27 protein-coding genes are annotated in these 21859 nt (G+C 67.6%); 13 read left to right on the top strand and 14 right to left on the bottom strand.

The genetic code is table 11. The annotated features are described in order from the left end of the window. The first annotated feature begins 502 nt into the window (after nt 1–502). Nucleotides 503–955: a DinB family protein gene (locus ACFQ46_RS02320; protein WP_380256768.1), complete on the top strand. Its 453-nt coding sequence runs from the start codon at nt 503–505 to the stop codon at nt 953–955. Between the two features lie 95 nt (nt 956–1050). On the opposite strand, the gene ACFQ46_RS02315 is transcribed toward ACFQ46_RS02320, so the two are convergent. The 5 genes from ACFQ46_RS02315 to ACFQ46_RS02295 all read right to left on the bottom strand — a co-directional run bounded on the left by ACFQ46_RS02315 (nt 1051) and on the right by ACFQ46_RS02295 (nt 4133). Beyond that, nucleotides 1051–1302, bottom strand: a complete 252-nt coding sequence (locus ACFQ46_RS02315) for a hypothetical protein (protein WP_380256766.1) — start codon at nt 1300–1302, stop codon at nt 1051–1053. A 464-nt stretch (nt 1303–1766) separates the two neighbouring features. Next, nucleotides 1767–2078 (bottom strand): hypothetical protein, encoded by a 312-nt coding sequence (locus ACFQ46_RS02310; RefSeq protein WP_380256764.1) that lies wholly within the window; start codon nt 2076–2078, stop codon nt 1767–1769. A 285-nt stretch (nt 2079–2363) separates the two neighbouring features. After that, a complete protein-coding gene (locus ACFQ46_RS02305) occupies nt 2364–2846 on the bottom strand; it encodes an Imm26 family immunity protein (protein WP_380256762.1) in 483 nt (160 codons plus the stop codon). Nucleotides 2847–3191: 345 nt separating this feature from the next. Further along, the gene (locus ACFQ46_RS02300) at nt 3192–3371 is read right to left on the bottom strand and encodes a hypothetical protein (protein WP_380256760.1); all 180 of its coding nucleotides are present in this window, start codon (nt 3369–3371) and stop codon (nt 3192–3194) included. 429 nt (nt 3372–3800) lie between these two features. Continuing rightward, nucleotides 3801–4133 (bottom strand): hypothetical protein, encoded by a 333-nt coding sequence (locus ACFQ46_RS02295; protein ID WP_380256758.1) that lies wholly within the window; start codon nt 4131–4133, stop codon nt 3801–3803. Nucleotides 4134–4484: 351 nt separating this feature from the next. On the opposite strand from ACFQ46_RS02295, the gene ACFQ46_RS02290 reads away from it, so the two are divergent. Both ACFQ46_RS02290 and ACFQ46_RS02285 read left to right on the top strand, forming a co-directional pair. Next, nucleotides 4485–4832 (top strand): hypothetical protein, encoded by a 348-nt coding sequence (locus tag ACFQ46_RS02290; protein WP_380256756.1) that lies wholly within the window; start codon nt 4485–4487, stop codon nt 4830–4832. A gap of 134 nt (nt 4833–4966) precedes the next feature. Then, nucleotides 4967–5242 (top strand): hypothetical protein, encoded by a 276-nt coding sequence (locus ACFQ46_RS02285; protein WP_380256753.1) that lies wholly within the window; start codon nt 4967–4969, stop codon nt 5240–5242. A 96-nt stretch (nt 5243–5338) separates the two neighbouring features. Here the strand turns inward: ACFQ46_RS02285 and ACFQ46_RS02280 are convergent, their stop codons facing one another. Both ACFQ46_RS02280 and ACFQ46_RS02275 read right to left on the bottom strand, forming a co-directional pair. Beyond that, nucleotides 5339–5896: a hypothetical protein gene (locus ACFQ46_RS02280; RefSeq protein WP_380256751.1), complete on the bottom strand. Its 558-nt coding sequence runs from the start codon at nt 5894–5896 to the stop codon at nt 5339–5341. A 291-nt stretch (nt 5897–6187) separates the two neighbouring features. Then, nucleotides 6188–6793: a TetR/AcrR family transcriptional regulator gene (locus ACFQ46_RS02275; RefSeq protein WP_380256749.1), complete on the bottom strand. Its 606-nt coding sequence runs from the start codon at nt 6791–6793 to the stop codon at nt 6188–6190. Between the two features lie 102 nt (nt 6794–6895). Between ACFQ46_RS02275 and ACFQ46_RS02270 the strand changes: the two genes are divergently transcribed. The 9 genes from ACFQ46_RS02270 to ACFQ46_RS02230 all read left to right on the top strand — a co-directional run bounded on the left by ACFQ46_RS02270 (nt 6896) and on the right by ACFQ46_RS02230 (nt 12851). Continuing rightward, a complete protein-coding gene (locus tag ACFQ46_RS02270) occupies nt 6896–7348 on the top strand; it encodes a nuclear transport factor 2 family protein (RefSeq protein ID WP_380256747.1) in 453 nt (150 codons plus the stop codon). Beyond that, nucleotides 7345–8187: an NAD(P)H-binding protein gene (locus tag ACFQ46_RS02265; RefSeq protein ID WP_380256745.1), complete on the top strand. Its 843-nt coding sequence runs from the start codon at nt 7345–7347 to the stop codon at nt 8185–8187. The genes ACFQ46_RS02270 and ACFQ46_RS02265 overlap by 4 nt, the downstream gene beginning before the upstream one ends. A 224-nt stretch (nt 8188–8411) precedes the next feature. Beyond that, nucleotides 8412–8708: a hypothetical protein gene (locus tag ACFQ46_RS02260; RefSeq protein ID WP_380256743.1), complete on the top strand. Its 297-nt coding sequence runs from the start codon at nt 8412–8414 to the stop codon at nt 8706–8708. A gap of 342 nt (nt 8709–9050) precedes the next feature. Further along, nucleotides 9051–9620, top strand: coding sequence for a hypothetical protein (locus tag ACFQ46_RS02255; protein ID WP_380256742.1), 570 nt, complete (start codon nt 9051–9053; stop codon nt 9618–9620). 212 nt (nt 9621–9832) lie between these two features. Continuing rightward, on the top strand, nt 9833–10153 hold the full coding sequence (locus ACFQ46_RS02250) for a hypothetical protein (protein WP_380256740.1): 321 nt from the start codon (nt 9833–9835) through the stop codon (nt 10151–10153). Nucleotides 10154–10300: 147 nt separating this feature from the next. Continuing rightward, nucleotides 10301–11506 (top strand): ATP-binding protein, encoded by a 1206-nt coding sequence (locus tag ACFQ46_RS02245; RefSeq protein ID WP_380256738.1) that lies wholly within the window; start codon nt 10301–10303, stop codon nt 11504–11506. A gap of 169 nt (nt 11507–11675) precedes the next feature. Continuing rightward, nucleotides 11676–11855, top strand: coding sequence for a hypothetical protein (locus ACFQ46_RS02240; protein ID WP_380256734.1), 180 nt, complete (start codon nt 11676–11678; stop codon nt 11853–11855). Then, nucleotides 11821–12468: a DUF1016 N-terminal domain-containing protein gene (locus ACFQ46_RS02235; RefSeq protein WP_380256732.1), complete on the top strand. Its 648-nt coding sequence runs from the start codon at nt 11821–11823 to the stop codon at nt 12466–12468. Before ACFQ46_RS02240 ends, ACFQ46_RS02235 begins: the two co-directional genes overlap by 35 nt. After that, nucleotides 12465–12851 carry a PDDEXK nuclease domain-containing protein gene (locus ACFQ46_RS02230; protein WP_380256807.1) on the top strand — a complete coding sequence of 129 codons (387 nt, stop codon included), beginning with the start codon at nt 12465–12467 and terminating at the stop codon, nt 12849–12851. The genes ACFQ46_RS02235 and ACFQ46_RS02230 overlap by 4 nt, the downstream gene beginning before the upstream one ends. 1303 nt (nt 12852–14154) lie before the next feature. On the opposite strand, the gene ACFQ46_RS02225 is transcribed toward ACFQ46_RS02230, so the two are convergent. The 7 genes from ACFQ46_RS02225 to ACFQ46_RS02195 form a co-directional block, all read right to left on the bottom strand. Continuing rightward, nucleotides 14155–14403: a hypothetical protein gene (locus tag ACFQ46_RS02225; RefSeq protein WP_380256730.1), complete on the bottom strand. Its 249-nt coding sequence runs from the start codon at nt 14401–14403 to the stop codon at nt 14155–14157. Between the two features lie 65 nt (nt 14404–14468). Next, a complete protein-coding gene (locus ACFQ46_RS02220) occupies nt 14469–15527 on the bottom strand; it encodes an aminotransferase class I/II-fold pyridoxal phosphate-dependent enzyme (RefSeq protein WP_380256728.1) in 1059 nt (352 codons plus the stop codon). 10 nt (nt 15528–15537) lie between these two features. Continuing rightward, the gene (locus tag ACFQ46_RS02215) at nt 15538–16776 is read right to left on the bottom strand and encodes an alpha-hydroxy acid oxidase (protein ID WP_380256726.1); all 1239 of its coding nucleotides are present in this window, start codon (nt 16774–16776) and stop codon (nt 15538–15540) included. Further along, complete coding sequence (locus ACFQ46_RS02210; RefSeq protein ID WP_380256724.1) at nt 16773–18140, bottom strand: FAD-binding oxidoreductase; 1368 nt, start codon at nt 18138–18140, stop codon at nt 16773–16775. The genes ACFQ46_RS02215 and ACFQ46_RS02210 overlap by 4 nt, the downstream gene beginning before the upstream one ends. Next, the gene (locus ACFQ46_RS02205; RefSeq protein ID WP_380256722.1) at nt 18137–18916 is read right to left on the bottom strand and encodes an amino acid ABC transporter ATP-binding protein; all 780 of its coding nucleotides are present in this window, start codon (nt 18914–18916) and stop codon (nt 18137–18139) included. The genes ACFQ46_RS02210 and ACFQ46_RS02205 overlap by 4 nt, the downstream gene beginning before the upstream one ends. Beyond that, nucleotides 18913–19824, bottom strand: coding sequence for an amino acid ABC transporter permease (locus ACFQ46_RS02200; RefSeq protein ID WP_380256720.1), 912 nt, complete (start codon nt 19822–19824; stop codon nt 18913–18915). Before ACFQ46_RS02200 ends, ACFQ46_RS02205 begins: the two co-directional genes overlap by 4 nt. Continuing rightward, complete coding sequence (locus ACFQ46_RS02195) at nt 19821–20732, bottom strand: ABC transporter substrate-binding protein (protein ID WP_380256718.1); 912 nt, start codon at nt 20730–20732, stop codon at nt 19821–19823. Before ACFQ46_RS02195 ends, ACFQ46_RS02200 begins: the two co-directional genes overlap by 4 nt. Nucleotides 20733–21010: 278 nt before the next feature. Between ACFQ46_RS02195 and ACFQ46_RS02190 the strand changes: the two genes are divergently transcribed. Then, a complete protein-coding gene (locus ACFQ46_RS02190; RefSeq protein ID WP_380256716.1) occupies nt 21011–21808 on the top strand; it encodes an IclR family transcriptional regulator in 798 nt (265 codons plus the stop codon). Nucleotides 21809–21859 lie beyond the last annotated feature (51 nt).

Raw genomic sequence — 21859 nt, 5'->3', positions numbered from 1 at the left:
GGGGGCAGCGAGGCGGCGCTGGCGCGCCGCCTCGTGCCCTCGCGCTGGCGCGCGAGCAGTGCACCATCGGGCCGCTGGCGCGGCCTAGAGTTCGTAAATAATTGCGGTACAGCGGGTCTCGCTCCGCTGGCGCGGATCGAACCCCGCTGGCTTCTAGGGTTTACAGTCGAAGAAACAATTATCGTCGCGCTTCGCGCTCACCCCGGCACAGACGCCGACGGGCCTAACGGCCCAAGTCGAAATTGTCCCGCACCATTGCAGAACCCGAGAAACTACGCTCAGACGACCGAGGGGCGGGCGACCGCAGAACCGTCCCCTTGCCTAGCCGGGCCTCGTCAGTACCCGCGGAACCAGCCGGCTACGACCGATGAGCACCGACCCGGTGCTCATCGACGCGGTCCAAGTTGATCAACGCTGAACCCACCAGACCCCCGGCCAACGCGCAACATTTGCAACCAGCACTACCCACCCCCGCACCCAACACGTCAGATAGATTCACGACATGGACCCAGCAACCACCACAGGCCTCGCATCCCTCAAATACGCCTTCGGACAAATGCTCACGCTAGCGGAACTCCTAGACGGCCAACTCCTGAACAAACGGCCCACCCCGAAAGACACCAACCCCGTGGGAACACTCATCTTGCACTGCTGCGCCATCAGCGAATTCTGGCTAGGCCACGTCGCCCTCGGACGAGCAACAACCCGCGACCGGAACACCGAATTCACCCAAACGACCACCGCAGCCGAGTGCCGCACGCAAGTAGCGCAAGCACTGACCCAAGCCGAAGCAGACCTCCAACAACTACATCAAAGTTCAGGTCAACCCCACCCGATGCGCACCCGCCTTCCCGGCAACGGAAACGACCACGCCGTCCTCCTCCACGTCATCGAAGAGTTGTTCCAGCACCTCGGGCAGATGGAAGTGACCAAAGACGTACTGCTCTCAGCCTAGCGACGCTGAACGCCGCGAAAGACCGCTGCGGGACCGCAGCCCGCCCAACCGCTCGCACGAATGCAGCGGAGCCTCCAGCCAAAGCCAGGACCAGCTCACACGGGCGGCTCGGCGTCTCCAGCGCCCCGATCAGTCCCCGAAGCATCAGCCTCATCGGCGATCTTGCGCTGAGGGTCGCCGGCCTCGGCCAAAACCTTCTCCTCCAGCTCATCCACAAGATCAGCCACCTCCTGAGGAGAAGCAGCAGTCATGTCCCTGCTGCTGTCCTGCCCACCCCTCTCATCACCGCCGGTAGCGTCATCGCTGGTGCCATAACCGGTAGAGCCACTGCTGCTGGAGTCAGTCACGCCGACATCATCGCGCCTTTTCCCGACGAAAGTCAGTCAAGTCGGTTAATCAACTGAAGCCGGGCAGACCCGAAATAGGCGGTCATGGGAGCCGTGGGTGCGTGGCGCTCTGACGGGAGTAATTGCCGGACCGATCGCGGCTAGTGCAGCCCTTGGCGCCATCGATGGCTGGTCGTGGACGGGTGTGCTCGTAGGTGTCGTTATCGCAGTGATCATGGCGGGCCTAGTCCTGTTTCTAGCCCGATCTTCCCGCCTGCGGTAGGGCTGAAAGCAGAACCACCGGGGTGCGGTTATCGACAGGAACGCGACGTCGTCGGCGGGCCTACCCGGCTGACGCAAGTCACCACAACGAGGGATGACCGTAAAGTCGCGCTAGTGGCATGACCGGACGCAGATTGGGTCTCACGCTCGCCTTGTACTCGCTGGTCGAGGGCTAGCTGAGCCTGCATCCGCTTTTGGCTTGCTCAGACTTTCTCGGCACAGGTTGGACAGGCGAAGGTGCCGTCTGCGCGAAAGTGGTGCCGCATCAGGAACACTGCTGCTTGAGGCATCCCGCATATCGTTGCCTCGCCAGCCATGCCGTGTTCGATGCCATCGAGGACCTGACCGTCTACGACTAGGAGCCGAGACAGCGGTGCCTCATCCATGAAACCGGCGGCCACCCACTCCCTCCTTGCGCGGTCATCCTCTTGCTTCTGGTCGACCTCTGACGGCGTCAGCGGGCGCAACTCGTCGTAGCGTCCCGCTGAGGCAAAGGCGGGCTCACGATCGGACATGCAGGAAGGCTACTGGCCTGTCAGTGGGGGCCGAGTGATCTTCAGGGATGCCAGCCGTAGCTCGTCACACCTTCTGGACCGTCGTCCGCTCTTCGACAAGTCCGTGACATCACCGGCCGCCCGCGACGGCGCACAACGCGGGATGACCGTGAGATTGCGCCCGCAATCGCTAGCGTCTCTGGATGATCTCTACGGTCGAGCTGCGGATCGCCACAGCAGCTCCCTCGATCACCTCGGCGGTGCTTCGCGCCCTCTGCACTCGCTATCGATCGCTCCTCCATGGCCTCACCGAGTCAGGGGTAGGCGCTCATCCAGCATGCGAGGAAGCTGCCCCCACCCCACCAAGGACTCGGACGGCATGGCGGGGTCGATCTGGTCGGGGTGGACGACCACCTCAGCCAGTCTCACCGACGGATCGTTCGCGTCGTAGGTCACGATCGAGGGCGGCCCCATGCTGGGCCGGCGAAGGAAGCGAGTCACTTCCCACTGCTGCGGCTCCCACCCTTCGAAACTGCCCAGCGTGGGCCAGGTGCCCTGCCGGACCAGGCGGCCACCGAACATGGCGACCAGGACGGCGTCATCCGGGGTACCCGGCAGGAATCCGTCCACTCCGGGCAGTTCAGGCAGTTCGGGCCTTCGCGGTCCGAAGAAGAAGCCGAGCAGGATGCCTCTGTGCTCGCGCGAGATGCGGGTGATGAGCCCGACGGCGTAGCCCCCGCTGGGCAGCGGTATTCCGAGGACGTCCCCGGGTGAGCAGGTCCTGGGCATGTGTCTCCTCGCTTCTGGTCGGTCTCGGTGGCCGCGATGAACCCTGGTCTTCGCCGTCTTGTGGCTCGACCGGAGGCGGCGGTTGCTTTAGGGCGGGAGTTCCTCCGCTGCCTGACACCGTGATGACGTCCTCGCATCGCGGAAGGCTGCTCGTATCTCACCTGCGGCGCCAGCGGAGGTGCGGTGCCTGCTGGGTACTGCTCCGGGTGGACCGCTCGGTCATCGTCAAGAGCGCGACGTCGCCAGTCACCGGCGACCGCGCACACCGCGGGATGACCGTGAAGTCGAGCGGCTGTGACGCTCCTTGGCGGGAAGGACGGACAGCGCCGCTTTCACCTGCTTGACTCAGCCGGTGATCATCAGTCGGATCAGGTGGCGATCCGCTCTGCTGGGCGGCTTGCTCGTGTTGGGCACCGCTGCCTGCTCCAGCTCCCCACCGGCGCCGGACACCGCAGTCACCAGCCCGTCGATCCCGACGTCGTCGACGGCGAGTTCTTCGCTGACAAGTACGGCGCAGATGGTCATGTGCGTCGGTGAGTCCCTGGAGTACCCCGCCGGGTCCAGGGTGCGCGTAGATGTGCAGGACGCAGGGGCCGTAACCGAGACGACCTGGATCACGGTTCCCATGCAGCTGGTTATCCCGTTGCCTTCGGGGGACGCTGAGGTCCTGGTCGATGGCATGTCGTGGATGGCTGGTCCTGCCGCCGAGGATCCACTGCACGCCTACGGGAGCGGGTGCCCGACCACGACGCCAGCGGCCTCCTGACCTGCTCACTGACCTGTAGTAGCACGTTCAGGAGACGATGGGCTGACCTACTGAGGCCGCTCTCGACACCCGCAACTTGCCAAGACCGCGACGTCGCCCGCAGCTCAGGACCGCGCATAACGCGGGATGAGCGCGCAGCTGTTCGGGCACCGGTCAGCGCTCTGACGGGTCTGCTGCGTGTCGTCTCGTCAGGTGGCGTGGATGTCGGCAGGGTCGGGGAACTCGCTGAATGATCGTTCGCCCGTTGGCGCCAGCTCGAGATAGCTGAGCTGGTCCTCGTCATCGACGAGCAGCAGCAGCATCGCTTCGAGTGTGCTGCTTTCCACCACCGGGTAGCCGTCGTCCCCGGCCGCCCTGAGGACGTCGGGGCGGGTCAGCTCGATGGACGGGCACGTACCGCAGCCGCACGTTCGTCCCGCCCGAACGGTGCTCAGCTGCGCCCGCCAGCGATCTCGGTCAGCTTCCTCGACGACACGCTGCTCTGCGTCGAAGGGCTCTCCGAGGTCGATGAGCAGAGCCAAGACATCCCGCTCTCGTTGGGTCAGCTCCCGGGAAGCTCCAGAGGTCAGCGGGTCCTGAAGCGGCACCGTCGGGGGTACCGGGGGGTCGTCTGGATGCTGGGTCACCGACTCATCATGTGCCCTCAATTTGCGAAGCATTGCGACGGTTGGATACCTGCCGTGTGCAGGGCTGCGTGCCGTTTCCAGGCCTCCCATCTGCGGATCGAGCAGAAGGATCACTCTCCCGGTCGTCCGCTCTTCGTCAAGACCGTGAGGTCGCCGGCCGCTGGCGACGGCGCGCACAACGCGGGATGAGCGTGAACATCCCACGCGCCCCGGGCGCAGCTGATCTTCCTCTGGGAGCCTGTGAGGGTGAGCGAGGAGACGGTGCTGCTGTGGCGACCCACCGGGCCGGAAGAGCTGGCCTTGGTGGAGGCGTCGGGGTGGCAACGCTGGCCAGCGCGGCTGCCCGAGCAGCCGATCTTCTACCCGGTGCTCAACGAGGAGTACGCCACCAAGATTGCCCGTGACTGGAACGTCCCGCACAGCGGCGTCGGCTACGTCACGCGCTTCCGGGTACGCAAGGACTTCCTCGACGCCTACCCGGTCCAGCAGGCCGGCGGGCGGACGATTCTGGAGTACTGGATCCCGGCGGAGGACCTCGAAGCGCTGAACGACCACATCGTCGGCTTGATCGAGGTCGTCTCCGAGTACCGGTGAGCTCAAGGCGACCTCCGGGCGCCTGGCTCGCCACCGCGCGCTCTTCGTCATGACCGCGACGTCGCCGACCGCGCACAACGCGGGATGACCGTGACGTCGCGCGGGACTTCTCCTACTTGCTTGAGAGTGGGCGCGTGAACGAGGACACGGCACCCGGCACCGACCTGGGGACGGTCACCAAGCTGCCTCTGCCCGACGCGCTCGAGGCACTGCTGCGTTCGCTTCAACCAGTCCGCATCACGCGCCATCACCGCAGACCCAGCCGCCTGCCGCTGAGGCAGACAGGTCAATGGCTGGACGCCGACCTGCCGAGTCGGCGCCTGGGGTTCACCATGCCGGTGTTGCCGTCGCTTCGTGAGCGTGGCCAGCTGGAAGTCGTCGGCCCCGACCCCCGTCCCCAACTTCGATGAGGTCCGTCCGCGGCGTGAGCTGAGCGCGGAGGGGTCGGTTGCGGTCTCGATCGTCTACGACACCGCCAATCATCGACCGTAGGAACTTCTGGGTGGTTACTTCCGTGGCCGGCTCCTGAGCGTGGCCTCCTTACCGAGAACTGGGTCGTCCCGGAAGGTCGCCAGGAAGGCGCGGCCCTCGTCGTGGCCAATCCGAACAGCAGCACTAAGTAGGAGGAGGCGAGAGACCCCGTTGTCGGGGTCGGCGATGAGCTCCTTCAGATCCTCGAAGTGTGCCTTCTTCGCGAGCTTATCCAGCGCCTCAGCCAGTCCTTCGCTCAGGTTCGACCCAGGGGGCGCAGCTTTGTAGCGATCGCGGAACTCAGCCCACAGCTCGGGTGAGTACGGCTGCTTCAGCCGTCTCGCGAGCAGACCCAGCACTTCGTCCGACCGTTCACCGGCCCGGAAGTGGTCGAACAAGATCGGCAACGCCTCCGGATACGGTCGACGATCCCAGTCCAGCAACCACAACGACTCGACCTCAAGACCGGCAGCGTGTAAATCGTCCAGGACGGGCTGCTCTTCCGCTGTCCGTCGCGCTAGCACCTGTGCAAATCTGCGATCGCGTTCTGCGATGCGGACTTGATACTCCGGGTCGCTCGCGAGTTGGGCCATAAATTCTGACGCCTTGATTGGTCCTCGTCGAGGCGGTGTCATCGGACCCGCCGCGAGGTCACGTGAACGGAATCCACTTCAAGTTCACCTCTCCGGACTCGATGGCCTTCTGCAAGTTTCCGCCAATGGTAGCGCCCTTGCGGAGGTAGAGATCGAAGGGGATTTCCTTGTCGATGGCATACTTAATAAGCCATTGTCAGTAGGGGGAGCCCGTCACTGATGGACTTATCTTGGCGCAGTCGTCAAGGTTTCGGCGGTCAGGGTCGCTGAGTAAAACTTCAGGGTGGGCCACTACATCTCGGAGGCTCCGAGGGCTCGCAGCAGCCACGCGCACAGGTTGTCGAGGTACGCATCATCGACAGGAACCCGTCGTACGGACAGTCGCCAGTACAGGGGGCCTGCGATGACGTCGAGTGCCATCTCGACGTCAAGATCCTCGGGGAGTTCCCCCCGCTTCATTCCCCGGGCCAGGACTGCTGAGGCGAGTTCTCGACGAGGCTGGCCCACCTCGCGCCATAAGGCTTGGGTGAGCCCGGCGTCGTGGGCGGCCGCGGAGGTCAGATCGGGAACGACGGCTCCGTAGACTGGATCGGCGAGCCAGTCGTGCAACGCACGCAGAGAAGCTTTCAGGTCCTCCCGCAGGGAGCCGGCGTCGGGGACCTCGGCGATGGGTACGACAAGTTGAGACAGCGCCGCCATCGTCATCTCCTGCTTGGAGGGCCACCGGCGGTACACCGCGGCCTTGCCCACGCCGGCGCGCCGGGCCACGCCCTCGACCGTGAGTCGGGCGTAACCAGTGACGGCGAGCTCCTCGAGCGTCGCGCGAGCCAGGGCGTCGCTGACCCGCGACTGCAACGCGGCGTGCCCGGTGGGTGCACGTCGACCTTCGCTGCTCATGCCTCGCTGCTCATGGACAGTCTCCTTGCTTCTCGTCGGTGATCTCGCGAATCGCGGTCTACAGTGAATGGAACGATACCGTTCCGTTCCGCTGGAGGCGACGTGTCCACCACCCCCCGATCCGCCCGTGAAGTGGCGCAGGAGTCCCTGCGCCTGCTCCTGGCCAAGGACATGGAGAGTTACACCGCCCTCTGGGCGCAGGACGGAGTCTTCGAGCTCCCGTTCGCAGCTCCCGATCAGCCCTCCCGCATCCTGGGGCGCGCTGCGCTGAGAGCCCACTTGGCCGGCTACACCGACCTCCTCGACATCCATGAGATCTCCGATGTCGTGCTCCACGAAGGCACCGACCGCGATCGCGTCGTGATGGAGTTCGCGGCCAGCGGGGTCGTGGTGGCCACCCGACGCCCCTACCGCATGAACTACATCGCGGTCATCGCCACCCGTGAGGGCTTCATCGAGAGCTACCGCGACTACTGGAGCCCTGCGGCGGCAGCAGACGTGCTCGCTGGCGTGGACACCAGCCGGGTCGCCTTCGCACCGGGGGTGGGGCGATGAGGACCGTCCTGGTCACCGGAGGTACGGGCACCACCGGCAGTCGCGTCGCGCGGGGCATCACCGCAGCAGGAGCCGTCTCCCGGATCGCCAGCCGCAGTGCTGCTGCACCAGGGCAGGTCCGCTTCGACTGGGCAGATCCCGCGACGCACGGACCTGCGCTCAGCGGTGTCGAAGCGGCCTACCTCATCGCTCCAGTCGGCGTCGCCGACCCCGCTCCGCTCGTGCAGCCCTTCCTGGAGACAGCAGCCGCAGCAGGGGTGGCCAGGCTCGTGCTCCTCAGCTCCTCCGCTGTGCAGGAGAGTGACCAGCCGGGTCTCGGTGACCTGCACCGCAGGGTGCGCGCCAGCGGCCTGGAGTGGGCCGTGCTGCGCCCGTCCTGGTTCATGCAGAACTTCACCGGCCAACACGCGGCATCGGTGGCGGCGGGTGAGGTGGTGTCCGCGACCGGATCCGGGCGGGTCGGGCTCATCGACGCCGCGGACATCGCCGCCGTCGCGGTCCGCGCCCTTCTGGACGAGACCCCACACAACACCGACCTCGTGCTCACCGGACCGCAAGCCCTCGACTACGCCGAGATCGCCGAGGCCTTGACCCGAGCCCTGGGCCACCACGTCGCCCACCGGGCAGTAACCCCGGCGGCGTTGAGTCACCACCTCACCTCGTTGGGCGTCCCACCGCAGTGGTCCGACGTGCTCGCTGCCCTCGACGACGACATCTCCCGCGGCGGGCAGGACTTCACCACCTCCACCGTGGCCGATGTCATCGGGCGCCCACCGCACAGCTTCGCCGACTACCTCACCGACCACCTTGCGGCGCACACCCAAGGACTCCAGTCCTAGGAACGGTGCCGCGGCGAGCTGCAAGCTCTTGACCGCAGAGGTCATCTTCGGTTGAGAGCGTGTACCTCTTTCTGGTTCACCACTGGAGTTCACCGAGCAGTAGCGGACCTGCGCAACGCCACCCAGGTGATCTCCAGCATCGAAGTCTCGTACAGCCTCCGATCACGGGACGAGTTCGCCGCAGCAACGCAACACCTGCTGGCGTTGGGCACCGAAAGAGTTGCGTGCAGGACCCGGCGGCAGACGAGGAGACTCGAACATCACAACCGCCGGGATCCTGCACGCTCTCCTATCGCGCCAGCCTCGACGTCCCGCGCGCCCTCGCCCAGCGCATCGCCCGTCAGCTGCCGATCCACCGTGCGGCGATCGGTACCCGGCAAGGTCCGCGGGTCGTGGGCTACTTCGCCCAAGCGGTGCTGCTGCGGTTCATGCGTCAGCACGCTGCGATCGCCGACCTGGCCCGCGACAACTCCATCAGCTTGTCCACCACCTACCGCTGCCTGCGAGCGCCGGGGGGTTGACGGTCCTGGGGGGGTGGAGGCGTGGAGCTGGAGGTGTGGGGCTGGCCAACCAGAAAGAGCAGGTGATGGTGGCGACCGGCCGGGTCTGTAATCGCTACCTCGACCAATGGGCGTGATCGATGACCTCGTCAGCGACGGGGGGACTTCGTCAGTGACGACACGGTTGATCACCTCAGACCGAAACCGCGAGCTCAGGCATTGGCCCCGCCCCCACAGCCCGTGCTCTCAGCGCCGCTGTGTGGCAGGCTCAGTCCACAGCAAGGCGACAGCTCGCTGACCTACCGGGTTCAACCTCGGGCTGGGGACACGCAGCTGGTACTGGGAGTAGGCAGGAGTCACGACGTGCCCCGCATCACCATCCGCGGCAGCCGCATCGATGCGCGCCGCGCCACCACCGTCGGCCTGGCCTCCTTCGCCACCCTCACCCTTGTTCCGCTGCTCGCTCACGCCAAGCCGAGTGAACGCGCCGTCCTGCTGTTGGCTGCGGTCCCCGCCGCCGCGCTCTTCGGCTACCTCGCCGGCTACGCCGCAGGATCGGCCGCAGGATCGGCCGCCACTCTCGAGGCGACTGAACTACAGGCTGCTCAGCTCTCGCGCCTCCAGGTGCGTGCCGCTCAGCTTCAGGCTGCTCAGCCGTCTGCACCGGTCATCAGCATCGTCAGCGAACCCGTCCCCCAGCCCGGGACCGGTTCGCCCGTAGGCAGCGGCCACCTCGCCGCTCTCGCCCGACCCCCCGCAGACCAGCCCGCGAGTCGGTCCGCACGTCAGCAGCGCGACGGACTGCACCTGGTGCCCGCTCCCAGCCGTGGGACCTCCACCACCAGAGGACCTGCCGGAGATGCTGGGTCGAGCCGGATCAGCAGCAGCGATCCTCACTTCACTCTCATCGCCACCCAGCACCCCAGCAGCTGAAGAGTTCGGCTCACCTCCAGCACTCCGCTCCAGCGAGCAGCACCGCCCAGGCCGTTGGGCGGACCGCCTCAGTGGCGTTGCCACCTGCAGCTGGGTATTTGTCTGCGAACACAGCTCGCGAACACGGCCCTCGAATGAGCAGAGCCACTTGCGCATCCCTGCAGCCCTATCGCCGCTCCCCACCTTGGACTCCACACACCGGAGGATCCGCCATGACCCAGGCCAGTCACCAGCCCGCGAGCGCCGGTCACACCGGTGGATTGATCGCCCTACCCAACGCCGCACCTGATGGTGAAGACCTCGCCACCCGCGCCGCGCGAACCCGCCAGACCAACGCCCACCGCGCCACCTACGCCGCCGAAGCCCTCCACCGCCACGGCCAGATCAGCCACAGCGACGCCGACGACATGCAGCAAGCTCTCGTCGAGCTCCTCACCGACCTGCACCACCTCTGCGACGCCTGCGACCTCGACCTCGCTCCCCTCTACGAAGCCGCTGGCCTCATCCACACCCGCGAAACCCAAGCCGCCTGACTGCACACCCTCCAGAGCGCTGCAGCACTGCAGCATCTATGGCAGCGACGGGCTCCTGAGACCTGAGTCCCCGACAGCAGGCTTTAGCCGCCTTATCTTGCTTTACCTACCCTAGATAAAGTGCGATAAGACCGCTAAGCTCACCCCATGAGGGCCTTGACCAACCCCTACACCCCCAACGCCGGCGCCGAACCTGAAGCCATCGTCGGACGCGACGACCAACTCGCCTCCTTCGACCTGCTCCTGGCCCGACTCACCCGCGGCCGCACCGAACAATCCATGATCATCACTGGGCTGCGCGGAGTCGGCAAGACCGTCCTGCTGGGACAGTTCCGCACCAAAGCCCTCGAGCAGGAATGGGTCGTCGTCGAGCAAGAAGTCAGTAAGCATGACGAAGCCGACTTCCGCCGCGACATCTCCTCGCGCCTGCGCACCGCCCTGCTCCAGCTCTCCCCCAAAATCCGCTGGACCGACCGCCTGCGCCACGCCGCCGCGGTCCTGAAATCCTTCAGCCTCTCCATCGACCCCTCCGGGACCCTCACCGCGGGTATGGACGTCGAAGCCGCCGAAGGCCACGCCGACCTCGCCATGGACCTCACCGACGTCTTCCTCGCCCTCGGCGAAGCCGCCAAAGAACAAGAACGCGGCGTGGTCCTGCTCTTCGACGAAGTGCAGTTCCTCAACAAGACCCAACTCGAAGCCCTCATCCAAGCCCTGCACAAAATGGTCCAACGCAAACTACCCATCACCCTCGTCGGCGCCGGCCTACCCCAGATCGCCGAACTCGCCGGGGACGCGAAGTCTTACGCCGAGCGCCTCTTCAAATTCCCCGGCATCGGCAACCTCGACCCCCACGACGCCAAGCTCGCCCTCGCCCGGCCCGCTGCCGAGGAAGACGTCACCTACCACCCCGACGCCCTCACCGAAGCCGTTACCATCACCGGCGGCTACCCCTACTTCATCCAGGAACTCGGCTACGCCGTCTGGACCGTCGCACCCGGACCAGAAATCACCCTCGACGACGTCCACGCCGCGATCCCCGCCTACGAAGCTAGACTCGACGCGTCCTTCTTCCGCGTCCGCCTGGATCGCACCACTGACCTCCAACGCGCCTACCTGCGCGCCATGGCCCAACTCGGCCCCGCCCCCCACAAAGCCGCCGACGTCGCCGACGTCATGGGCCGCGCCTCCACCAACCTCGGCCCCACCCGCGCCGAACTCATCAACATGGGCCTGCTCTGGACCCCCCAACACGGCTACGCCGCCTTCACCGTCCCCCACTTCGACCGCTTCCTCCTGCGCGCCATCCCCACCCTCGACGTCCCCGCACTACGCACCCGACGCCCCCGCTAACCCAGCCATGGCCCTCATAAGGCTTGCACCAATTACCGAAACGTGGCAGGGCAAACCTTGCATCACGAACACGGAAACGAGGAAACAAGGAGCTGACTGTGGACCGCAAACCACTGAGAGACCCCCGGGCCACCGACACCCCTGAACTGCAGCACGTCCACGCCGAGGAGTGGACGTCATCGGTGAACGCAACGGCCTCTGGGTCCGCTTCAATCAGGGCATCACCCGCGCCGAAGCAGAGGAACGACTGACCGCCTTCCGCTTCGGCAGCCCCAACGTGACGTGGCGCCTCATCCGTCGCACCACCAGCACCGTTGAAGAACTCATCGACATTCCCCCGGCCGAGTAGTTCCACCGACGCCCGCACCGATACCGTCGACCTCCCCAAACAGCAGCAGGCCGCGCGCGAAACATTTTCGTCATCGACGGGAGCTTTCTGCACCCCCGCGATCTGCGGGGACGCTGAACGTAGTCGCTGTGGCTGGAGGTCGACTGGGGCACCACCCTGGTGCGCTGCGCCGCGCGCCGCCAACACCGAACTCCTACGCCTGTACCACTCCATCGGCCGCGACATCCTCGAGCGCCAAGACCACGCCGGCTGGGGTGGGAAGGTCATCGACCGCCTCGCCGCCGACCTGCGCGACGCCTTCCCCGACCTCCGCGGCTTCTCCGTGCGCAACCTGCACTACATGCGCGCCGTCGCCGCCGCCTGGCCCAAGGAGAGCGACTTTCTGCAGAGTCCGTCTGCAGAATTGACCTGGAGCCACGTCACCACCCTCATCACCCAACTCGACGACCAGCAGCTGCGCACCTGGTACGCCACCCACGCCGTGCAGCAACGCTGGTCTCGCAACGTCCTGCAGCACCAGATCATGTCCCGCCTGCACACCCGCATCGGCTCCGCCCCCTCCAACTTCGCCGTCACCCTCCCCCACCTGATTCCGACCTCGCCCAAGCCCTGACCCGCGATCACTACGTCTTCGACCACCTCGCCCTCACCGGCCCCGTCAGTGAGAAACGCCTCGAGCAAGCGCTGATGGACAAGCTGCAAGCAACCCTCACCGCCTTCGGTCACGGCCTGGCCTTCGTCGGGCGTCAGGTCCGCTTCACCCTCGGCAACGGCGCTGAGAGCGAAGAACTCATCGTTGACCTACTTCTCTTCCACCTCACCCAACTGCGCTACGCCGTCGTCGAACTGAAAGTCACCCCCTTCCAAGCCGGTATGGTCGGACAACTCGGCACCTACGTCGCCATGGTCGACGACCTCGTCCGCGACGACACCATCCACGCCCCCACCATCGGCATCCTCCTCGTCGCCGGACGCAGCGAGCAGATCGTGCGCTAAGCCCTCTCCAGTACCGCCACCCCCCTAGCCGTCGCCGACTAAAACCTACGACACCCCCCCGCAGCTCGCGCCGCACTACCCGACAGCGCCCAACTCCAAGCCCTCCTCGACAAAACCGTCCAACAAACTACCGAAGCCGACGGACTCATCGACGATGAGAGCAATGACCAAACCAACGACGTCGAGGATTCATGACGCGGAGCTGGCTGCTGAACGTTCTGCCCGTCGAGGACTCGCAGGTCTCGGTGGATATGACGACACAGACGGAGTTCCGAGCTGTCTTGATCAACCCAGTGCAGCAGGCGCAGGCCTTGTAGGCCGAACGCCCCGACGTTGACGTAGTACGTGAGCCGTGAGGCCTTCCCGTTGTCGTTCGCCGTCGATGTCGTTGACCGTCGAGTTGTCGCAGTTGCAACCTCGCGTCTCGCGTCTCGCGTCTCGCGTCTCGCGTCTCGCGTCTCGCGTGGATCGGTAGGTCTCGACGGCCACAACAGGTACTCCTGAGAAGACCTCTCATTCGCTGAGCCTTTGTCAGTAGCGCGGTGATGACTCCGGGAAGTACGTCACGACCCGGATGACTCCTCAGGTGCGCAGCTGGGGTCAGGAGAGAGGTCGTCCGTGACCCACTCGGGGTGGCGCTCCTGGTCGTGAGCGAGACGACCCTGCTCAGCCTTGTCCTGCGTCTCGACGTCTGGACCGCCAACCCTGCAGACGTAACAACGCCATCGATGGGTGCTTCACAGTTGAGGCGGGTAGGAGCCGGTATAGACGGGCATGCTCCATAGTCTGCCCGATCGTCACGATCGGGAACAGCTGCTTCCCCGGGTGCACTGAAGTGATCTGTTTCAGCGAAGTGAGGGGGCAAACGGCTAGTGCGCCGAACGTAGTGGAGCACAGAGGGTCTGGTCGGCGACGATGAGGCGACCAAGCCGTTCCGCTGTACCCACCTGGACCCCGCGTACCTTCATATCCTGCCACTCTCGACGTCCCACGCTCACTCGCCCAACGCATCGCCGGCCTGCTACTGACCCACCGCGCCGTGATCGGCACCCGCCGCGGCCGACGAGTCTTGGGGCTGCTTCGCCCAAGCGTGCTGCTGCTGCGGTTCATGCGCCAGCGCGCCGCAATTGCTGACCTCGCCGTCGACAACTTCGTCAGCCCATCTACCGCATACCGCTACCTACACGAGGCCCTCGACGTGGCCGCTGACCAGGCCCCCGACCTACTGACCCCAGCTGCGCCTGAAGAGTCATCCGGGTCGTGACGTAACTTCCGGCGTCATCACCGCGCTACTGACAATGGCTCAGTGATCCCGAGACCACTTGAAGAAGTTCAGCTGGGTCTGCTGCTCGCGGTAGTAGGCCACGCTCCAGTCCGCATAGCGGCGCACCAACTCACCCGGTGACAGATCGAGCAGGTGCTCCCCTTCCGAGTCCATACCCACGTGCGGCATGCGTAGCGCTTCCACATCAGCTGCCGCACCTCGATCGACAGCGCTGCACCGGCTCTCCTCCCCCACCAGGTGGTAGGTCGTCGTAGCGTCCAGGCTCACCAAGGATCTCTCCTCCCCACCCAGCCCAACAAGATCGAGGACAAGAAGCCGGTCCACAACACTGGCTACCGGGCCAGGAACTCCATGACGGCGGCGAGCACCTCGGCCTCCGCCTCGAGGTTCCCGACCGTGACACGGACGCCCTCACCGGGGAATGCTCTGACGGACACCCCTCGAGCGACACACAACTCTTCGAGATCCACGGCACGTTCCCCCACGGGCAGCCAGACGAAGTTCCCGCGCGCGTCCGGCGTCGCGAGGCCCAGGCCGGCCAACCCCGCGCGGAACGCCTCGCGACTCGCGGTGACGCTGCGTACGATCTCTGCTGTGTGCGCCTCGTCCGACCAGGCCGCCAGCGCGGCGGCCTCGGCGATGGCGTTCAGACCGAAGGGCGGGGCGCTCGCCCGCACGGCCCGCAAGGTCTCCTCCGACCCCACGACGTACCCGGCGCGCAGCCCGGCCAAGCCGTACGCCTTGGAGAACGTCCGGAAGACGAGGACGTTCGGGTGCCGGTGCACGAGGTCCGCGACGTCGATGGAGTTCTCGTCGAACTCCTGATAGGCCTGGTCGAGCAGGACCAGGACGTGCTCCGGGACACCCTCGATCACCGTGCGCAGACGGTCCGGGGCCAGCGTCGTGCCGGTGGGGTTGTTCGGGTCGCAGACGATGACCGCGGACGTGCGGGGGGTGATCGCCGCGAGCATCGCCTCGACGTCGTGCCGGTGGTCGGCGTCGAGAGGAACCCGGACGGCCTCGGCGTCAGCGATGCCGATGAGGATCGGGTACGCCTCGTAGCTCCGCCAGGCCAGCACGACCTCCGTCCCCGGCCCGGTGTAGGCGGTGAGCGCGAGTTGCAGCAGGGCCAGCGACCCGCCGCCGACCACGACCTGCTCGTCCGACACCCCCAGCCGACCCCTGATCGCGGTGACCAGGTCGTCACCGGTGAGCGTGGGGTAGAGGTGGGCACGAGCACCGGTCCGCGCGATGGCCTCGAGGATGGCCGGCGACGGCGGGACGGTCGACTCGTTGGAGGACGCGCGCCAGCGGACGGCCTCGGCTCCCGCCGCGCGGGAGTACGTCGGCAGGGCGGCGATGCGGGGACGGGCGGCGGGCAGGGAGGTCATCTCTCGGCTCTCAAGGTTTCGGAGTGTCGCCGGATCCGGCGTGGACGAGCAGGTCGCACCCTTCGCGGCGCAGCTGCGCGATCGACGTGACGCCGAGGAGCTGCAGGGTGCGACGGAACTGCTCGAGCAGCAGCTGGAGCACGCGGGACACACCGTCCTCACCTGCTGCGGCCAGTGCCCAGAGGTAGGGCCGGCCCACGAAGCACGCGTCGGCCCCCAGCGCGATGGCGGTCGCGATGTCGGCACCGTGTCGGACGCCGGAGTCGACGAGGACGCCGAAGTCCTCGCCGACCACCGCCCGCACCGGGGCGACGAGGTCGACGGGGGCCACGGTCCGGTCGAGCTGACGGCCGCCGTGGTTGGACAGGTGGACGCCGTCGACGCCGAGGTCGCGGGCCCGGACCGCGTCGCGGGGGCCCACCGTTCCCTTGATCACGAGCTTTCCCGACCACAGCTCGCGGATGCGGGCGACGTCGTCCCAGGTGACGGTGGCGTCGAACTGCGTGGTGATGTCCTCGATCGTGTACCCCGCGGTTCCCTCGACCCCGGGACTCACGTTCGCGAAGGTCAGCGAGTCGTGGCGCAGCACGCCCGTCCAGTAGCCCGGACGGGTTCCGATGTCCACCAGGCTGGACAGGGTCAGGGCCGGGGGGATGGTGAGACCGTTCCGCACGTCACGCACCCGGTGCCCCGAGACGGCTGTGTCGATGGCCACCTCGAGGACGCCGTAGCCGGCCTCCTCGGCGCGGCGGACCAGCTGCTCGGTCAGCGTCCGGTCCTTCCAGACGTAGAGCTGGAACCACCGGTCGAGGGTGGGCGTCGCCGCGGCGAGGTCCTCGAGCGACGTCGTCGCCATGGTGGACAGGACGTAGGGCAGACCGGCCGCCGCGGCCGCCGCGGCGACGGCCGGTTCCCCCAGCGGCGAGATCATCCGGGTGTACCCCGTGGGGGCCAGACCCAGCGGCGCCGCCACCGGACGGCCGAGGACCCGGGTGCGGAGGTCGGGTGCCGAGACGTCCACGAGGGAGTTCGGGACGAAACGCCACCGACGGAACGCCTCGACGTTGCCGCGGAGGCTCTCCTCCTCGTCCGCACCGCCGTCGACGTGGTCGAACACCGAGCGCGGCAGAGCCCGGCGTGCGGCCCGCCGGAAGTCCTCGACGGTCCACGCCGCGGCGAGGACTCGGGCGCGCCGGTCGAGGGGTGGGGCTGTGAGCCGGACCAGGTCGCGGACCTCGTGGAACTTCACCCGACCGCCAGGACCTTCCCGGGGTTGAGGATCCCCATGGGGTCCAGTGCGTTCTTGAGCAGGGCCATCACCGGGACCCCGGTGGGGTGCTCCTGGGCCAGGGAGTGCACCTTGCCGGTGCCGATGCCGTGCTCGCCGGTGCAGGTCCCGCCCATGTCCAGTGCCCGCTGGACGAGGCGTTCGTTGACGGCCGAGGCCTTCGCGTACGCCTCGTCGTCACCGGGGACGAGGACGAAGGCTAGGTGGAAGTTCCCGTCGCCGACGTGGCCCACGATCGGGGCGAGCACACCCGCGTCAGAGGTGTCCTGCGCGGTGAGCGTGATGCACTCCGCGAGGCGCGACACCGGGACGCAGACGTCCGTCGACCAGGTCACCGACCCGGGGACGAGCGCGCAGTAGGCGGGCAGGGCGTCGTGCCGGGCCTGCCACAACCGGGCCATCCCCGCGGGGTCGTCGGCGACCTCGAAACCGATGGACCCGAGTTCAGCCGCGATGGCCTCGATTTCGGCGGCCTGCTCGCGCACGACCCGGGGACTGCTGCCCTCGAACTCGAAGAGCAGGGTGGGGACGACGGGAAGGGTGAGCCCGGCGTGACGGTTCACCGCGTCGACGGTGGTCTCGTCGAGCAGTTCCACGCGCGAGATCGGTACCCCGGACTTCAGCGCCACCTGGACGACGCGGGCCGCGGCCCCCAGGTCCGCGAGACCGCAGATGGCGGCGGCCGCAGCGGCGGGGATCCCGCGGACCTTCACGGTGAGTTCCGTCAGCACGCCGAGGGTTCCCTCGGCCCCGACGAACAACCGCGTGAGGTCGTAGCCCGCGGAGGACTTCCGCGACCTGCCTCCCGTCTTCACGATCCGGCCGTCGGCGAGCACCACGGTGAGGCCGAGGACGTTGTCCTTGAGGGTTCCGTAGCGCACGGCCGTGGTGCCGCTGGCCCCGGTGGAGGCCATCCCGCCGACACTGGCGTCGACCCCCGGACCGACGGGGAAGACCAGACCGTGCTCGGCGAGCGCGGCGTTCAGGGCCGACTTCATGACGCCGGCCTGGACGGTGGCGTCGAGGTCGGGTTCGGAGATGTCGAGGATGCGGTCCATCGTCGAGAGGTCGAGGGCGATCGAACCCTTCGAGGAGTTCGCGCCGCCCTCGAGCCCGGTGCCCGCGGCGATCGGCACCACAGGCGTCCCGGAGGCGTGCGCGAGGCGCAGCACCGTCGCGACGTCCTCGGTACCGCGGCAGGACACCACGACGTCGGGTGGTTCCCACCCGTGGTGGGACCAGTCGTGGGCCCGCCGTTCTCTCGTCGCCAGATCGGTGCGGACCCGGTTCCCCAGGAGGTCCTGCAACTGCTCGACGACGTTCACGCCAGCACCTTGGACAGGAACCCGCGGGTGCGCTCGTGCTGCGGGTCGCCGAACAGTCGCGCGGGCGGGGCGGACTCCACGAGTCGGCCGTCGGCCATGAAGTGCACGACGTCGGCGACCTCGCGGGCGAAGCCCATCTCGTGGGTGACGACGATCATCGTCATCCCGTCGCGGGCCAGGTCCTTCATGACCTCGAGGACCTCCCCGACCAGTTCCGGGTCCAGCGCGGACGTCGGTTCGTCGAAGAGCATGAGCTTGGGTTCCATCGCCAGCGCCCGGGCGATCGCGACCCGCTGCTGCTGGCCGCCGGAGAGCTGCGAGGGGTAGTGCCCGGCCCGGTCGGCCAGCCCCACCCTGTCGAGCAGCTGCAGCGCCCGTTCGGTGGCGCTGCGACGGTCCCGCCGCCGCACGACGACCGGCCCCTCGATGACGTTCTCCAGCGCGGTCCTGTGCGCGAAGAGGTTGAACGCCTGGAACACCATGCCGATGTCCGCGCGACGTCTCGCCGTCTCGCTCTCGCGCAGCTCGTACAGCTTGTCCCCGCGACGGCGGTAGCCGACGCGCTCCCCGTCGACCCACAACTGACCGCCGTCGATCTTCTCGAGGTGGTTGATGCAGCGCAGGAACGTCGACTTCCCCGAACCCGAGGGACCGATGATGCAGGTCACCTCGCCCGGGGCCACCGTCATGGAGACGTCGTGCAGGACCTGGTGGTGGCCGAAGGACTTCGAGACGGCCCGCGCGCTCAGGAGCGGTTCGGCGACGGTGCTGCTCACTTCGCGACCTCCACGACAGGGGCGGGACGGGCGCCGACGCCCGCGCGCAGCCCACGGCCCAACCGGCGTTCCAGGTAGAACTGCCCGACGCTGAGCACCGCGGTCAGCACCAGGTACCAGACCGCCGCGACGACGAGCAGCGGGATGGTCTGGTAGTTGCGCGAGTAGATCTGCGACGCGCTCGTCATGAGTTCGGAGAACCCGATGACGATCACCAGCGACGACGTCTTCAGCATGCCGATGATCTCGTTCCCGGTGGGCGGGACGATGATGCGCAGGGCCTGCGGCAGCACGACCCGGCGCATCGACTGACCCGAGGTCATCCCGATCGCCTTGGCCGCCTCGCGCTGTCCGGCCGGAACGCTGAGCAGTCCGGAGCGGACGATCTCGGACATGTAGGCGGCCTCGTTGAGACCCAGGCCCAGGATGGCCGCGGTGAAGGCGCTGATGACGGAGTTCGTGTCGACCTGGAAGAACGTCGGGCCGAACGGGACACCGAACCCCAGGACCGGAACCAGGGCCGCGAGGAAGAACCAGAAGAGCAGTTGCACGATCGCCGGGGTCCCCCGGAAGATCCACGCGTACACCCAGGCACCACGGGCGACGACGGGGTTCTCGGACATGCGCCCGATCGCCACCACCGTCCCCAGCACGATCGCCAGCGCCATGGACACCGCGGTCAGCAGGATCGTGTTGAGCAGACCGCGCAGGATCTGCTCGCTGAAGAGGAACTCCCCGACGACGTCCCACTGGAACCGCTCGTTGGAGACCATCGACCCGACCACCCAGACGACCACGACCGCGATCGCCGCTGCGGCGACCCAGCGACCGCCGTGACGCAGGGGAACCACCGGGAGTTCCTCGGAGCTGATCTCGTCCCGGGTCCTCACCCCGGTGGAGCCGGTCACGAGACCGCGCTGCCGTTCACGGTGATCGCGTCGAGCTCACCCTGCGGCTGGTCCCAGTCGGCCAGGACCTTGGTGTAGGTCCCGTCGGCCTTGAGGGCCTGCATGGCCTTCTGGATCGCCGTGACGAGTTCGGTGGAGCCCTTCGGCACGACGATGCCGAACGGGATCTCCTGGTACTTCGGCCCCATGACGAAGGCGCCGGCGGACTGCGCGGCGACCGTCGCCCCCGAGGAGGAGTCGACGAGGAACACGTCGGCGCGTCCGGTCTTCAGGGCCTGGATCGACTCGGAGTCGGCACCGTAGGTGGTGACCTCGATCGGGGCCTTGCCCTCGGCCTCGCACTTCGTGCTCTGGGCCGCCGCGTCGTCGGCGTTCACGGTCCCGCTGCTGACAGCGACGGCCACCCCGCAGAGGGCGTCGAGGCCGGTGTACTCGGCGGCCTTGGCCGGTGTGGTGAGGATGCCCGGACCCGCGGCGAAGTAGTCGACGAAGCTCACCTGCTGCTGACGTTCCGCCGTGTCGGACATGCCCGACATCGCCATGTCGTAGCGACCCGCGGCGAGCCCGGGGATGATGCCGTCGAACTTGGTGTCCTGCAGTTCCAGGGGGACTCCGAGCTGTCCGCCGAGCGCCTTCGCGATGTCGGCGTCGATCCCGACGATGGTCTTGCCGTCGGTGTCGTACTGCTCGAAGGGCGGGTACCCCACGCTCGTCGCGACCGTCAGCTTGCCGGCCTTCTGCACGTCGGCGGGCAACGAGGCGTACAGCGGGGCGGAGGTGTCGGCCGCCGAGGACCCGGTGGTCGCGGCCTCGGAGTCGTCCCCACCGCAACCCGCGAGGACGAGCGAGGTGGCGCTGACGAGGACGACGGCGGCGGCGAGGCCACGACGGGTGACGCTGCGAGCCATGAGTTCTCCAACCAGGAGGGAGTCCGGTACGTGCATCCGCTCGGTGCGGGCGAACCGGAGGGGTCGCAGCGAACGGTACGGATCTCGTGTTTCGCGCGTGTGAAGTTCTCGTTTCGCCTGTGGCGCGAACGTCGACCCGCGAACTAGCGTCCGAGCGCACCGGGACCGCAGCCGGTCGCCGTACCCGGCCCGACCTGCGAGAACGGTGTCCCCGCCCGGAGGACCGCGAGTTCCACACGCCCCGGGTCCCGGTCGGGGCCGGGCGGAGAGGATCTGAGATGTCGGACACGGCCACACCGTTGCTCGGCCCGCGCGTCCCCGCGGCCCGCAACGCCATCGCTGCCCTGCGCGTCCTCGCGTCGAGCACGAGCGCGCTCACCGCCGGGGAGATCGCCCAGGCGCTGGGGACCCCGCGTAGCAGCACCTACCAACTGCTGCAGGTCCTCGTCGACGAGGGTGTCGTCGTCCATCTGCCGGAACTGCGCGCCTACGCCCTCGGGGTCGGTGTCTTCGAGTTCGGATCGGCCTACCTGCGCCAGCAGCCGCTGGAGAACCTCGCCCGGCCCCTGCTGAGCCGGCTCGCCCGGCGAGCCGAGGTCACCGCGCAGCTCGGCATCCTGCGCGGCAACGAGATCCTCTACCTGCTCAGGGAGGACGGCCCCCGACGGCGGACGGAGCTCGTGACCGCCGTCGGCGTGCGGTTGCCGGCGCACCTGACCGCGTCGGGGCGCAGCCTGCTCGCCCTGCTGCCCGACCACCGGGTCGAGGCGCTGTTCGCACCGCCCGGGAGCTTCGTCGACCGCACCGGACTCGGCCCCCGGACGCCGGCCGAACTCCTGCACCTGCTGCGGGCCGACCGGAAGCGCGGCCACACCGTCGAAGCCGGGGCGGTGACGAACGGCATCACCTGCATCGCCGCCGCCGCGGTGGACCGGGACGGACTGCCGATGGCGAGCGTGACCGTCTCGTTGCCCAGCGCCGACGCGTCCGACGCGGCCCTCGAGACGCTGTCGCACGGGGTGATCCAGACGGCGCGAGCGTTGTCGCGACGCCTCGACGGCCGGCCTCCCCCGTGAGGTCCGACGAGCCGGCAGAACCCACCGCGCGAAACCTCGCACGGCCCCACG

This window comes from Kineococcus sp. GCM10028916 (assembly GCF_042674865.1).
Classification (GTDB): Bacteria; Actinomycetota; Actinomycetes; order Actinomycetales; family Kineococcaceae; genus Kineococcus.
Note: the sequence above shows the minus strand (reverse complement) of the source record. Positions and strands in the feature narration are given on the sequence as shown.

Excerpts from the sequence above, each read along its gene's own strand:
- ACFQ46_RS02250 (WP_380256740.1), top strand. The coding sequence starts at position 9,833 with ATGACCCAGGCCAGTCACCAGCCCGCGAGCGCCGGTCACACCGGTGGA.
- ACFQ46_RS02305 (WP_380256762.1), bottom strand. The coding sequence starts at position 2,846 with ATGCCCAGGACCTGCTCACCCGGGGACGTCCTCGGAATACCGCTGCCC.
- ACFQ46_RS02195 (WP_380256718.1), bottom strand. The coding sequence starts at position 20,732 with ATGGCTCGCAGCGTCACCCGTCGTGGCCTCGCCGCCGCCGTCGTCCTC.
- ACFQ46_RS02220 (WP_380256728.1), bottom strand. The coding sequence starts at position 15,527 with ATGACCTCCCTGCCCGCCGCCCGTCCCCGCATCGCCGCCCTGCCGACG.
- ACFQ46_RS02245 (WP_380256738.1), top strand. The coding sequence starts at position 10,301 with ATGAGGGCCTTGACCAACCCCTACACCCCCAACGCCGGCGCCGAACCT.
- ACFQ46_RS02310 (WP_380256764.1), bottom strand. The coding sequence starts at position 2,078 with ATGTCCGATCGTGAGCCCGCCTTTGCCTCAGCGGGACGCTACGACGAG.
- ACFQ46_RS02300 (WP_380256760.1), bottom strand. The coding sequence starts at position 3,371 with ATGACCATCTGCGCCGTACTTGTCAGCGAAGAACTCGCCGTCGACGAC.
- ACFQ46_RS02320 (WP_380256768.1), top strand. The coding sequence starts at position 503 with ATGGACCCAGCAACCACCACAGGCCTCGCATCCCTCAAATACGCCTTC.
- ACFQ46_RS02265 (WP_380256745.1), top strand. The coding sequence starts at position 7,345 with ATGAGGACCGTCCTGGTCACCGGAGGTACGGGCACCACCGGCAGTCGC.
- ACFQ46_RS02280 (WP_380256751.1), bottom strand. The coding sequence starts at position 5,896 with ATGGCCCAACTCGCGAGCGACCCGGAGTATCAAGTCCGCATCGCAGAA.
- ACFQ46_RS02275 (WP_380256749.1), bottom strand. The coding sequence starts at position 6,793 with ATGAGCAGCGAAGGTCGACGTGCACCCACCGGGCACGCCGCGTTGCAG.
- ACFQ46_RS02190 (WP_380256716.1), top strand. The coding sequence starts at position 21,011 with ATGTCGGACACGGCCACACCGTTGCTCGGCCCGCGCGTCCCCGCGGCC.